General features: G+C 41.8%; 9 protein-coding genes and 1 pseudogene. 4 read left to right on the top strand and 6 right to left on the bottom strand.

Annotated features, from left to right (window positions below; translation table 11 throughout):
- Positions 1-326: 326 nt before the first annotated feature.
- A complete protein-coding gene (locus NIES592_RS06605) occupies positions 327-2,795 on the top strand; it encodes an ATP-dependent Clp protease ATP-binding subunit (protein WP_062250419.1) in 2,469 nt (822 codons plus the stop codon).
- Positions 2,796-2,963: 168 nt separating this feature from the next.
- On the opposite strand, the gene NIES592_RS06600 is transcribed toward NIES592_RS06605, so the two are convergent.
- Positions 2,964-3,341, bottom strand: coding sequence for a GxxExxY protein (locus NIES592_RS06600; RefSeq protein WP_073555249.1), 378 nt, complete (start codon positions 3,339-3,341; stop codon positions 2,964-2,966).
- A 134-nt stretch (positions 3,342-3,475) separates the two neighbouring features.
- Positions 3,476-6,682, bottom strand: coding sequence for a glycoside hydrolase family 15 protein (locus NIES592_RS06595; RefSeq protein ID WP_073555248.1), 3,207 nt, complete (start codon positions 6,680-6,682; stop codon positions 3,476-3,478).
- A 416-nt stretch (positions 6,683-7,098) separates the two neighbouring features.
- Between NIES592_RS06595 and NIES592_RS24955 the strand changes: the two genes are divergently transcribed.
- Both NIES592_RS24955 and mgtE read left to right on the top strand, forming a co-directional pair.
- The gene (locus NIES592_RS24955; RefSeq protein ID WP_178379485.1) at positions 7,099-7,248 is read left to right on the top strand and encodes a hypothetical protein; all 150 of its coding nucleotides are present in this window, start codon (positions 7,099-7,101) and stop codon (positions 7,246-7,248) included.
- Positions 7,249-8,026: 778 nt separating this feature from the next.
- Entirely contained in the window at positions 8,027-9,379 is a 1,353-nt protein-coding gene (mgtE, locus tag NIES592_RS06590; protein WP_073555247.1) for a magnesium transporter, read from the top strand.
- Positions 9,380-9,537: 158 nt separating this feature from the next.
- Here mgtE and NIES592_RS06585 read toward each other — a convergent pair whose 3' ends face one another.
- The 3 genes and pseudogenes from NIES592_RS06585 to NIES592_RS26190 form a co-directional block, all read right to left on the bottom strand.
- The gene (locus NIES592_RS06585; RefSeq protein ID WP_073555246.1) at positions 9,538-10,641 is read right to left on the bottom strand and encodes a helix-turn-helix domain-containing protein; all 1,104 of its coding nucleotides are present in this window, start codon (positions 10,639-10,641) and stop codon (positions 9,538-9,540) included.
- A gap of 221 nt (positions 10,642-10,862) precedes the next feature.
- Entirely contained in the window at positions 10,863-11,150 is a 288-nt protein-coding gene (locus tag NIES592_RS26195) for an alpha/beta hydrolase (protein WP_371915094.1), read from the bottom strand.
- Positions 11,151-11,174: 24 nt separating this feature from the next.
- Positions 11,175-11,360: pseudogene (locus tag NIES592_RS26190) on the bottom strand (serine aminopeptidase domain-containing protein); the annotation flags it as partial.
- Between the two features lie 547 nt (positions 11,361-11,907).
- Between NIES592_RS26190 and NIES592_RS06575 the strand changes: the two are divergent.
- The gene (locus tag NIES592_RS06575) at positions 11,908-12,717 is read left to right on the top strand and encodes a helix-turn-helix domain-containing protein (RefSeq protein WP_073555245.1); all 810 of its coding nucleotides are present in this window, start codon (positions 11,908-11,910) and stop codon (positions 12,715-12,717) included.
- Positions 12,718-12,751: 34 nt separating this feature from the next.
- On the opposite strand, the gene gatA is transcribed toward NIES592_RS06575, so the two are convergent.
- Entirely contained in the window at positions 12,752-14,209 is a 1,458-nt protein-coding gene (gene gatA / locus NIES592_RS06570) for an Asp-tRNA(Asn)/Glu-tRNA(Gln) amidotransferase subunit GatA (protein WP_062243827.1), read from the bottom strand.
- Positions 14,210-14,231 lie beyond the last annotated feature (22 nt).

Here is a 14,231-nt window from a genome sequence, read left to right as displayed (position 1 = left end):
CTGTATATGGTTTTTATTATCTATAAAAAATTTTCATAATGTCCAATAGCAAATTGACAATTATACAAAAATATGATATATATCATTCGTTGGGATTTGCATTAAAAACATTGCAAACCCAACTCTTTCTTGGTTGTCAATCTCTTCAAAGACAGTAAATTTAAACTCCTCAATACACACTCAATAAAAAGTAATAAAAAGTTAACAATTCCCATCAAAGCTGGGTGATCCCGAATTGGATGTCTATTTCTTTATACAGACATTCTATCGATTTGGCTGTGCTAAAATCAGCGTACCGGCACGACGCAGGTGATGGGAAAAATGCCATGTTTGAACGCTTCACAGAAAAAGCCATTAAGGTAATCATGTTGGCCCAGGAAGAGGCACGCCGCCTGGGACACAATTTCGTTGGTACCGAGCAGATCCTCCTGGGTCTGATTGGAGAAGGTACCGGAGTGGCGGCTAAGGTGCTGAAATCCATGGGCGTCAATCTCAAAGACGCTCGGATTGAAGTAGAAAAAATCATAGGCCGGGGTTCAGGCTTTGTAGCCGTGGAAATTCCGTTTACGCCACGGGCAAAGCGAGTTCTGGAACTATCCTTGGAAGAAGCGCGCCAATTAGGGCATAACTACATTGGCACCGAGCATCTGCTGTTGGGCCTGATCCGAGAAGGGGAAGGTGTAGCAGCCAGAGTGCTAGAGAATCTGGGTGTGGATCTTTCTAAGGTAAGAACTCAAGTTATCCGGATGCTGGGAGAGACTGCTGAGGTTACACAAGGAGGTCCTTCACGCGGTAACAAAACCCCGACCTTGGATGAGTTTGGCTCGAATTTGACCCAAATGGCATTGGACGGCAAGCTGGATCCAGTGGTGGGACGCGCCAAGGAAATTGAGCGGGTGATTCAAATCTTGGGTCGCCGCACCAAAAATAACCCAGTCTTGATTGGGGAACCAGGGGTTGGTAAAACCGCGATCGCAGAAGGTTTGGCGCAGCGCATTGCCAACAAAGATGTCCCCGACATTCTGGAAGACAAGCGCGTAGTCACCTTGGATATCGGTTTACTCGTAGCAGGTACAAAGTACCGGGGTGAATTTGAAGAGCGCCTGAAGAAGATCATGGATGAGATTCGCCAGGCTGGAAATGTCATTTTAGTCATCGACGAAGTACACACCCTAATTGGTGCAGGTGCGGCAGAAGGTGCAATTGATGCGGCAAATATCCTCAAGCCGGCTTTAGCAAGAGGTGAATTGCAATGTATTGGTGCTACCACCTTAGATGAATACCGCAAGCACATAGAGCGAGATGCAGCCTTAGAACGCCGTTTCCAACCAGTAATGGTCGGCGAGCCCTCAGTCGATGAGACAATTGAAATTTTACGTGGTCTGCGTGACCGCTACGAACAACACCACAAGCTGAAGATTTCTGACGAAGCTTTGATTGCGGCAGCAAAATTGTCTGACCGCTACATTAGCGATCGCTACCTACCAGATAAAGCCATTGACTTAATCGATGAAGCTGGTTCCCGGGTCCGTCTGATTAACTCCCAATTGCCACCCGCAGCCAAAGAGTTAGACAGAGAACTGCGACAGATCTTAAAAGAAAAAGATGATGCAGTTCGCGCTCAAGACTTCGACCGAGCTGGAGAACTGCGCGATCGCGAAATGGAAATCAAAGCCGAAATTCGCGCGATCGCTCAAAGCAAAACCGGTACTGGTCGCGCAGAAGGTGAAGAACCAGTAGTTACAGAAGAAGACATTGCCCACATTGTCGCTTCCTGGACAGGTGTACCAGTCAACAAACTCACCGAGTCTGAGTCCGAAAAGCTGCTGCACATGGAAGACACCTTGCATCAGCGCCTAATTGGTCAAGAAGATGCTGTGAAGGCTGTTTCGCGGGCAATTCGTCGCGCTCGTGTCGGCTTAAAGAACCCCAACCGACCCATTGCTAGCTTTGTCTTCTCTGGACCTACCGGTGTCGGTAAAACCGAGTTGGCAAAAGCATTGGCATCTTACTTCTTCGGTTCGGAAGAAGCGATGATCCGCTTGGATATGTCCGAATACATGGAACGTCATACCGTCTCCAAGTTAATCGGTTCGCCTCCAGGCTATGTTGGTTACAACGAAGGTGGTCAGCTCACCGAAGCAGTACGCCGTCGTCCTTACACCGTGGTGCTATTCGATGAAATCGAAAAAGCGCACCCCGATGTCTTCAACATGCTGCTGCAAATTTTGGAAGACGGTCGTTTAACTGATGCCAAAGGTCGCACCGTAGACTTCAAGAACACCTTGCTGATTTTGACTTCCAACATCGGTTCCAAGGTAATTGAAAAAGGTGGCGGCGGTATCGGCTTCGAGTTTGCTGAAGACCAAAGCGAATCGCAGTACAACCGGATTAAGTTCTTAGTCAACGAAGAACTCAAGAACTACTTCCGTCCAGAATTCCTCAACCGTCTGGATGAAATTATCGTCTTCCGTCAACTGAACAAGGAAGAGGTAATGCAAATTGCCGACATTATGCTTCGAGAAGTATTTGGTCGCCTTACCGAGAAAGGAATCAATCTCGAAGTGAGCGATCGCTTTAAAGAGCGCCTGTTACAAGAGGGTTACAACCCCAGTTATGGTGCAAGACCTCTACGTCGAGCTATTATGCGCTTACTAGAAGACAGCCTCGCAGAAGAGATCCTGTCTGGTCGCATCAAGGAAGGCGATACTGCCATTGTTGATGTGGATGAGAGCGGTAATATTGCGGTCAGAGGCGAACAGCGCCGCGAATTGATGACACCTGGAGTTGAGTAAGATTTTGGGTTGAATCTAAAATTTAAATTGAAAACGGTAGAGGATGAAAATCTTCTACCGTTTTTGCTGTCATTATTTTGGATCAACATTGAGAATTAACACCCTTTTAATTGTAGAGTAATGTGTTCAACGCAAAGGGGCGCAAAGGGTACGCGGAGGAGCGCAGAGTTAGAGGTTATTGGCTACGCGTTTGATACCTTCTTTGAGGTGGAGGACGTTAAAGTTGATGAGAAGACCAAGTTTACAGTTAGCGAGCTTGAGGTAAGTGAGGAGTTGAACGGAGTGAATTGGCTTCAATATGTCTACGGATTTGATTTCGACAATGACTTTGTTTTCTACTTGCAAGTCTAATCGATAAACACAGTCTAATTGCACTGATTGGTAGATTAAAGGTAAAGGAACTTGTTTGTTAACATTTAATCCCGTTTTTTTTAGTTCATAATACAAACACTCTTCGTAAGCAGACTCCAGTAAACCTGCTCCTAAAGCCGTGTGGACTCTCATCGCACAACCAATAATCACTCCACTCAACTCATTTTCTGTCATCAATTTTGGGTGAAAAAGCAACTACTTTTAACTTGCCCAAAATTAAAATGAATCACATCATTACCAAGAAACAAGCGCAGAAAAAGCAAAAAAACTTTGCGTTCCTCCGCGTCTTCCTCTGCGTTCCTTTGCATTTACAACTCTTGCACAAACTCCGTCAAGAACCTAAACGCCTTCACCACGTAAGTAGCACACTCTCTGGGAGAAGTATTGTAAAACGATCGCCACGCACTACCTTTGTCTTCATCATAGCGATCGCCTCTTTCTGGGTGTTCATCTAACCATGCTAATCTCACAGCGTGACCGATTAATACATCTAAGACAATATATTCTTCGATTTGCAAATCGGGGTTTTTGGATGCGATCGCTGCTAATTCCATTAATGTTTCGATATTAACTTGGCGATATTCAGGAGCCTCTATTTTATTTAGCAGATGCTCTACTTGCAGAGCAAAGTTCTTTTCCCCGGCTGTCATCTCCGAGATGATTTCTTCACTTTCTAAGCGGTTGCGACGCTCTAGTTTATCGCCAATCACCAAACCTTTGCAATGGTGCATTAACAACCAAACTTGTTTGTAAAAGTCTTGAGGTACACGTCCGGTTGCGCCTTCGGCTTGGCGGAACCGTCGCCAACCACCTGGTTGTACTTCGATATCGTCAACAATTCCTGGTTGTACTACCCAGTCAATATCACTTTCTTTCTGTTTGACGTGTAAAGACTCTTGCTGGCGTAATAGTTTACTCATACCAGCGTATTCAGCTAATACCTGCCGTAGCCGGGTTTTGACTTCAAAGGGTGAAAGTTGCATCAAGGTTTCGTAGGCTTCATCTTGAGTCACTTTCAACTCCTGCGCCAGTTCGCTGGTAAGCAACAAAATCAGATAACCAACTCTGAGGGTGAGTAGTCCTTTAAACAACTCTGGTTCTGATTTGATTAAGGTACTGAGATAAATAAGGATTTCTTGAGTTAAAACGCGATCGCGTATATCTTCGCGACAAAAATGGTTGATTTTCTCGACTATTTCGTTGTGGGAGAGGGGTACAGTAATCAACGACGCTTCACTGTAAGCTTTACCCACTGCAATTTGTTTACCCCGCACGATGATACTTGTAACTACGTCTGATAAAGCAATATACGCCATTTGGCGCAGCCCTGCTGCACGTCGTACAACGGCCCAAATTCCTAATTCTGCGGCTTTAGTGTAAACTTCATCAAGTAAATCCCCTACTGTGACGGGATTTCGTGGGCCACCAAAACCTGTATCAAATTCTAGCCCTTGCAAACGCGTCAGTGTCTGCAATAACTCTATTTGTTCATAAATATTTTCTGAGGAACGCAAGTAACTTAGCAGTAATCCAAAGTTGGTTTCACATTCTACTTGAAATTCTTGAGTATGTCCCAAAGGCCAATTTTTATCGGGATGTAGTGCTAAATAGACGCAGCGAGGTTTAGCATCTTTGACAGAAGACAGGGTAAATTCAAACTCTGGGAAAAAATCAATTCGTTCGATCGCTGCTGTTAACATCAGCTGATTCAATCGTCCTAGTTTTACCCGTACGCCGTTACAAATACCATCTTTGAGTTCTTGCATTAAGTTAAGTAATGCTTCGGAACCTGTTTCTAGCATGGTGCGCGTCAACATTAAAGTTAAAATCGGACGCCCTAAATCACTCCAATACTTTTGAATATAACCAAGTTCACTGCGTAAGTGCGCTACCAAAAAATGGTAATCCAGCGTTATGTAAAACTGTTGAAAGTCCAGAAATGAGGGTAAAAATACAACTGTTTCGTTACCAATACGAAATATTCTAGAAGTAGTTAAACTGCGAGGACGGCGGGGTGGACGTCCTGTTAAACCAAGTTTGTCGTTACGTCCAATTTGGGCATAAATATTGATAAAATCATCAGCTTGGCGGACTTGAATTGGTTCTACTTGCTTGGGTGTTTGGGTTTCAATCCCGTGAACTTCTAATTCTGCTTGTAAATCTTCATCTTCTGCTAATAAAGCGATTTGCACCAGAGGTTCTCGGTGTTTATCCATGCGTAAGTGTCGTCCCAAGGGATCTATATCACCCACAGCAATTAATCCTTCACTGAGCATTTGAGCCAGATAATATAGACTCTGTGCCCATACTAAAGGGACATTTTCATTAGGTAAACGAGGCTGAGTTGATGGTGCTTTTTTTTCTGCTTCTACAAATTCTGCTGGTACATAATAAAGTTCTGGTAATAAACCTAAACCATCCCTTTCTACAAGTAGAAACTCTAAACGTTCTTGGTAATATTTAGCTTGTTCTTGATTGCCGCAAAATAGCCCATCGAGAAATAAGTAAGTGAAAAATAGTGGCCATTCACATTCAATATTTTCAAATTGTTTGAGTTCCCACGGTTCATAGTGCAAACGCTTAGTGTCTTCCAAAACTGTTTGGTGTCCGTCGCGTAAAAACCGTTTGCAGCCGTATTTGCCTTCTAGTTTTGTCATAATCTCCTTGCGAGTGCGATCGCGTAGATGTGCATCTTCAACTGCAAACGCTGGGAAACTAATCACACTCAAAAGTGCCGCATCTATTTCTTTAGAAGCTGATTCTCTTGGTAATAAAGATTCCAAAGTAATTCTGGCACGGGCAATTTCATCTGGCAATACATGAATTACTGATGCTTGACTACCACGTACACCAAATAAATCTAGTCCATCGATTGCTTCTAAAGCAGCTTTTGCCATGCCAATGGAACTAGCATTTAACTCTGCATTGCCATGATTAATTTTATTACCTCTTTCCCAAATTCCATAATCTGGTGTGCGATAAGCCCTGCCAATGTAGTAAACCAAATTTTGCACAAAGTTGACTTCATCGAGAGTAAAAATTATTTGCAATCCTGAAGAAGTCATTTGTGCTAGCATTAGCACAAATATTGATGTCGCATCTAGTTGCAAGTGTCCCCATTCTTCATCACCAACAACAATATCTCCCGTAGCCGTGTTGTATTTGGCATGTAAAGCATCTAAGGGTGACTGAGTATGTTTAAATTTTTCGACTTTGTGCGCTTGGCGCATCATCGCAAACAACAAACCCCGCATCAACTTAACGACGCTGTGTTCTAATTCATAGGTGTGTCCTTTATCTTCGTCTACTTTGCGGTATGCTAATCCTAACCCCCAAACTGCCAAAATACTGTAAACATTGTCACGTACCCAAGCATCAGTGTAATCACCGTGAGCCGTGATTGCTGTACTTGCAGGCAGTAGACCAGTAATCGGATTTTGCCGTGCTAGGATGATTGTTTTGATTTGCTGATAATAATACTCTAGACGATCTTGCACTTGAAAAGCTTTTTTCATGATTGGACTAGAGAGTAGATTCCGGAAAGTAACCCTGTGACTTTGTATTTTAAGTATGTCAACCAAGTTAGAAATGTTTCTGTAACGGGCAATAAGATTACAGTCTCAGTTCAGGGGTTGATTTATTATCTCTTGTGAATAGCTAATTGAACATAGGGATGAGAAACTCTTTCCTAAATATTGGGAAGAACAGACAAACGAAGAATAAAAAAATCAACATTTGATTTTGTCTATTTTGTTAATAATTATCTGTAATTATCATGCTAATCTTGACAAAAATAACTGATTTTACTGTCTATTGTTCTAATTTTAATTAGTAGATATTGTAGCACAAAATAGTTTTGATAGGAAATATTAGAAAACTCAAAAAATAATAAATAGATAAATTTAGTATAAGTTTTTAGCAATGAGGAATTATGTGTGTACGTTACAACGAAAATCAATCACCATTAGTAAAAATTGTTTACTCTCAAGTTATATTTAATGGCAAGGTAGAACTAGTACCCTTAGAGTTATATGCTGATGGTAAACTTAAGCGCCAAGAAATAAATTTATTGGCAAGTTAGGGTGTTAATTACAACGGACTTCTGCTATGAGGTTTGAGAATTGTTTGTTAAGAGCCTCGAAAGGACGCCTTTTTTGCCAGCAACAATTAATGTTAAGAGCTTTCTGTGTTTTTTTAGTATTGGGCTACATCAATCTTGTGATTATCTTTTTAAATTGGCTAAATAATCCGGTGCTGCCCAATATAGGGACGAAGTCGTGTAGACGTACTCATAGACTTCAGGTAGGGTACAGCAAGGCGAACTAGTGTGTTCTTGGGGATTTGCGAGATCGCGGTGGTTCCAAAATTTAAAATTCTGTTAGCGGATGACTACTAGATCGCAGACTGACAATAGTAACAATTATCATTAGCCAAACTAGCTGTGCCAGTATGATTGCTTAATTTCTGTCTGTAATGCCTAGAAAATATATTGAAATAATGACTAATTCTCAAGTAGGAATTATTTTAACTTCATGAAGTTTAAAAATTAATCCTCAGAGAAGCTTGACACAATTGCTAGCAGTAGTAGAATCTACTCAAAGTAATCAAAAAAATCAGGGTAGCTAAGTGGGTAGCTTGTGTGCAACATCACGGAATATCCGCTTTCACGCTTGGCATCCGCCGGATCATCTAAATGATTCCAAGTTATTATTAATGACTTAGCGATGCCTTGATTGGTTATCAATGTTGAGTTCCTAAGATTTTATGGACCAAAGTCCACAAGACGGTAGTACTATCCTCCTCTAAGCTGGCGAGATTGTCTCCCAGCGCGGGGGAGACAATTGGGAGGTTATGAATAAATGCTTGTACAGGACGTTCGCAATTGTGTCATTGACGTTGCTGACTTAAACCAGCTCAAATGGGATTTAAATCGCTTACAAGCCGTTGATGTAGGGGAGTACATTACACAATTGCCCAGCAAACAAAGGGCGATCGCATTTCGTCTACTCAACAAACATCAAGCCACAGACGTTTTTGAATATCTACCTCCAGACGTGCAAGAAGAATTAATTAATTCTCTGCATGATGTGCAGGTTGTACAAATTGTTGAGAATATGAGTCCCGATGATCGGGCAGAATTATTTGATGAGTTACCCGCAAAGGTCGTTAAACGCTTATTGCAACAACTTAGTCCGGAACAAAGGCAAGTAACAGCAACAATTCTTGGCTATCCTGAAGGCACTGCTGGTAGGGTAATGACCACAGAATATGTACGCTTGCGGGAGGGATTGACTGTAGGTGAAGCCTTGAGCAAAATTCGTCGTCAAGACGAAGACAAAGAAACGATTTACTACGCCTACGTTACAGATGACAATCGGAAGTTAGTGAGTGTTGTCTCTTTGCGACAATTGTTGTTTACTTTTCCTGATGTTCTGATTCGAGATATTGCTGGCGATCGCGTTGTCAAAGTCAAAACAGAAACGCCCCAAGAGGAAGTCGCCCGGGTCATGAAGCGCTACGATTTAATCGCTTTACCTGTAGTTGATCGGGAAGACAGATTAGTTGGGATCATCACTATTGACGATGTGGTCGATATTATCGAAGAAGAAGCCACAGAAGATATTCAAAAACTGGCAGGGGTGAGTGGTGGAGATGAAGCCACTTTGTCGTCTCCCTTGGTGACGCTGAAGAAGCGTTTACCGTGGCTATTTGGGGTGATGCTGCTGTATATCGGAGCATCGAGTGCGATCGCACCGTTTCAGTCTACAATTTCAATGGTGCCCGTGTTGGCTGTAATTATGCCCCTTTTCTCCAATACGGGCGGTACTGTAGGCATTCAAGCATTAACAGTGACAATTCGCGGACTTGGTGTTGGAGAGGTAACACCTAAGGATACTTTAAAACTTCTGCGTAAAGAACTGACAGCAGGAGTAGGTACAGCCTTAGCTTTGGGTTTGACAATGATTTGTCTTTCCTTAATTTGGGCGCCTCCCGAAGAACGTTGGGTATCATTAATTGCTGGAACAGTAATGGCAATCAATACCCTCGTCGCCGTCACTTTAGGGACTTTGTTACCAATGGTCTTAAAGCGCCTGAAACTCGACCCAGCGTTAGTTAGTGGCCCATTAGTGACGACTATGCTAGATGCGATCGGCTTTGTGATCTTCTTAACACTGATTTCTACTGCTTTGCGTATATTCCACTTAAAGTAAAAGGTAGTTGATTCAGCTTGCAAATGTCTTTTTAACTACTTTAAAAGTAAATTTTGCAAAAGTCTAGGTCAAGGTTAACTTGATGATGGAGAATTTCCCGATGGGGAGGTGTAGAGAGGCTTTCACCCCATCACCCCATCACCCCACCTCCAGCACTCCTACAACGCTTCTGGTGGTGAAATATCTGGCCCGACAGTTACACCAACACTAGTAGACTTGATTCCCGGTGTAGTTCTAGACTCATTATGCTTTAATGACTCTGAAACAGAAGAAGAGCCAGGAGTAGGAGTAACCGCATTTTGATTTACCAGTCTGCTAGTCTCTCCTTGTTGTGAAACATATGATAATCCACCGATAGCACTAGCAACAAGGGCTGTATAGCCTACATATAAATGCATGGGGCGAATTTCAAAGCCAACTCCTTTAGAGGTTTTTTTCGACTCACCCCAAGAAGGTAAAACGGATTTTGTTGGTTCTGGTGCTGGTAAGGAAGCAGCTAAAGCTGTGCCATTAAATCCTAGAGCATTTCCCATTAAACGGATAAAACCACGTACAAAAACATCTTCTGGCAGTAACTCCCAGTTGCCATTTTCTATCGCTTCCATTTGATTAGCTGAGATGTAAGTGTAAACGCAGAGTTGTTCCAGAGAAAGACCTCTAGACTCACGAGCTTGGCGGAGTTGTTGCCCAATTTGACGCAGACTTTCTGTACGTCGTTCGTCTACGGATTGCTTTGTTAGCTCTTTTTTGGAAGCTATTTTATTTTTGAGCGATTCTAAAGGTGTTTTTACTGCTGTCAGATTATCCTGATTGGCTATATTTGCTACTAGGTTAGGCTGAGATGATAAATTTTCTTCTTTAGTATTTTCTTGGCTTTCTTTAGTATGAAATTTTACGCTTGTTAAATATTTTGATAAGTTATTGCTATTATCTTGTTGTGTTTGTTGTGTGAGATCAGCAGTCTCTGTTTGTGGTTGATTATGTGTCTGTTTTTCAACAGGGTTTTCCTCTTTTTGATAATGTTGAGTTAATTGTCGAAATGCTAAACCAATCGCTTCTCTGCCCACGGCTTTTAGCAACATTTTGCCTTGCTCGGCGGAGTCGCCAAGTAGTTTTTGTATAGTAGCTAAAGCACGACGATAAACTTGAGAATTATGCAGTTCTGCTTCTATTTCTCCTAAAAGCGATCGCAATTCATCTTGAGAAATTTCAATACTGGGATTACCCAAAATTTGTAAAAAGTACACAGGTGTAGTAACCATCACTAGGAGTCTCTTTAAATAAAGTTATACCTGTATTATTTATTCTCTCTTTACGCTCATAAATCCGGATTTTTAGTTTTCAATTTAGTGCTGTTTCCCAGACAATAATAAATTATTTCGGCAGTCTATTCTCAGAAATTTACATAAGGAAATTTGCTGAGTAATAAGTTAAATATAATACTTCTTATAAAACAAGTTCTTTAACTCTTCTGCCCTCTGGCTTATTCAATGACTTTATCCTCTCCCTGACACAGCTTGTTGCATGAAAAAAGTACTGCTTGGATGTATTTGTATTCCACAGAAGCTACTTCTGCTACGTTATTATGCCCAGCACCGGGAACCAGAAGTAATTTTTTCGGTTCAGGAGCAGTAGTATATATTTCTTCACTCATGAAAGCGGGGATAGTTATATCGCTGACACGATGAATGAATAAAACAGGCATTTTTAATTGAGGTACTTTTTGGATTGAATCAAATCGCTGTGTCAGAATTAAATCGACAGGAAGCATGCGAAAAATGTTCCTGTATACTACTTGCTCAATTGAGGTAAAAGAGCTTTCTACAATCAATCCAGCTGCATTTGGCTGTTTAATAGCTAGATCAATAGCGATCGCACCTCCCAAAGAATGACCGTAGATAAATATTTGACTAAGTGCAATCTTTCGCTGTTGTACTAAATAATTCCAAGCGATCGCTGCATTTTCACAGACTCGCTTTTGATTGGGAAAACGACCTTAGCTGCGACTGTAATCTCGATAGTCAATTAATAATACCGAAAACCCCAGTTGATAAAACCTACTGGCATGGGTAATATTTGCGCCAATATTTATACCATTACCATGTAGATAAAGTATAGGTTTCCCATTAGATTGATTTACCCTGAGCCACCAACTATGAATATATTCCACCTGATACGATTTAATTTGTACAGGCAGCCAAACTTCTTCATAATGTAAATTTAACAACGTTAGCGTCGTTTCAATGATAGAAGATGGAAAAAATATAAATTGTGGTTGTTGTAAAAAAAGAAGTATACATACAGCACAGTAGCTCAGTGCCGCAAGCATTCCAACCCAAACTAATAAATAGGTTAACAATTGTATTTTATGTTGCAGCTTATTTTTTCAAATGCCAGTATTTATGTATACAATATAATCACTAAAATCTGTAATTGTAGTATTTGACAGTTAACATTGTTTATCAAAAAATTTATTATTGAAAAGTTTAATAAATAAAAAATAGTAGATTATCAGTAGATTTTGGGAGATGACAGTGACGTCGTTCAATGAGGCGCAACAAAAGCAACTCAAGGAAATCGGAGCATATTTACGACAGATACGCGAAGACAAATCCCTGCGTATAGAACAAATAACTGCTCAAACCCTGATCAGACAGGCCTTTTTAGAAGCATTGGAAGAAGGTCGATATGAAGATTTACCAGAGCCAATTTTTGTACAAGGATTTATCCGGCGCTACGGTGATGCACTTGGACTTGATGGTGTATCATTAGCCAAAAATTTTGCAATCAACTTTTTCCTTCTCGATTCTGAAAATGATGGCAAGAAACCACAAAAAAACTCAAGTATACATATCCCTCTTGCTGTTCCTTATGCAGTATTATTAACGGTTGCTTCTTTTATATTGTTTTTTCGCCTCAATCCCAAAACTCCAGCCGATTCTGTTGCTCAGGAACAAAAACCCAAAGCTTCCACCCAAACAACAGTATCTCCACCTACAGCTGTGTCGCCAACATTGTCCCCATTTACCACCCCAGTAGCTACAACTCCCTCACCAGAAACATCTCCTTCCACCCCAGCAACTTCTCCAGTTGAAGTGACAGTCGAACTACAAGGGGAATCATGGGTACGAGTCAAAGCAGATGGTAAAACTATGTTTCAGGGGACTTTAAGTAAAGGAGAGCGAAAAACTTGGACAGCAAAGAAGGAATTGACTATACGTTCTGGTAATGCAGGTGCTGTATTAGTTTCTGCTAATAAAAGTGAACAAAAACCTCTAGGAGATCCAGGAAGGATAAAGACAGTAACTTTTACCCCTGAATCAGTCAATAGTCAATAGTTTTTGCCATTGACCATTGACCATTGACTAATAACTATACTTGCGGCGTACGCAAGTGCCATGGAGTAGATTGTTCATAAGCATAAGCCACTTGAAACAGTTGATCTTCTCGTAGGGGTCTACCAATCAACTGCAAACCAATCGGTAGTCCATTGTCATCAAAGCCACAGGGTACACTTATACCTGGTAAACCTGCTAGATTCACAGGAATAGTCATTAAGTCAACTAAATACATACTTAGAGGATCAGCAGTTTTTTCTCCCGCTTTGAATGCTGTAGTGGGGGCGGTAGGACAGGCTAAGACATGAACTTGTTCAAAAGCTCTTTCAAAATCTTCTTTAATTAGGGTGCGTACCTTTTGGGCTTTCAAATAATAGGCATCGTAGTATCCTGCTGAAAGAGCATAGGTTCCTAGCATAATCCGACGTTTGACTTCTGCACCGAAACCACTAGCACGAGTACGGGTGTACATCTCCATCAAATTTTCTGCTTCCTCAGCACGATAACCATACTTGACACCATCATAACGAGCTAAATTTGCTGAAGCTTCTGAAGGGGCGATAATGTAGTAGCTAGGCAAACCATAACGAAAGCGGGGACAGGAAACTACATGAATTTCTGCACCCAGATTTTGCAGTTGATCAAGTGCTTTGGTAATAGCCTGTTCAACTTGGGAATCTAAACCTTCGCCAAAAGTTTCTTTAATAATGCCAATTCTCAGTTGTCCCCTGGGTTTGAGATCCGGTTTTAAGCTAGCGGCGTAGTCGGGAATAGAAACTTTTAAGCTGGTAGAGTCTTTTGGGTCATAACCTGCGATCGCTTGCAACAATATCGCTGCATCTTCCACAGAACGAGCAAAGGGACCAATTTGATCCAAAGACGAAGCAAACGCCACCAAACCATAACGCGAAACTAGTCCGTAGGTTGGCTTGATCCCCACCACACCACAAAAAGAAGCTGGTTGACGAATCGAACCCCCAGTATCAGAACCCAGAGAAATAACACATTCTCCTGCTGCTACCGCCGCCGCCGAACCACCAGAAGAACCACCCGGAACTCTCGATAAATCCCAAGGGTTAGCAGTGAGTCCATAGGCTGAGGTTTCTGTGGAACCACCCATAGCAAACTCATCCAAATTGGTTTTACCCACCATCACTGCATCGGCTGCAGCCAACTTTTGTGTTACCGTTGCCTCATAGGGCGGCACAAAATTTTCTAATATTCGGGAAGCACAAGTAGTAGTAATTCCCTTTGTGCATATATTGTCTTTAATGCCGATGGGAATACCTGCCAGTAAACCAATTTCTTCGCCTGCGGCGATTTTAGCATCCACTGCCCGCGCTTGTTCCAATGCCCGTTCGGCAGTTACACACAAGAAACTGTGTAATTTTGGCTCTAGCGCTTGAATGCGGTCTAAAGCTTCTTGAGTAATTTCTACGGCAGAACGTTCTTTTTTAACTAGCTGTTTATGCAACTCGCGGATGGATGCCATATTGCTTCCTTTGTGACTCAAG

The sequence above is a fragment of the Fischerella major NIES-592 genome (assembly GCF_001904645.1).
Taxonomy (GTDB): Bacteria; Cyanobacteriota; Cyanobacteriia; order Cyanobacteriales; family Nostocaceae; genus Fischerella; species Fischerella thermalis.
This window is presented reverse-complemented; position numbering and strand designations above follow the sequence as displayed.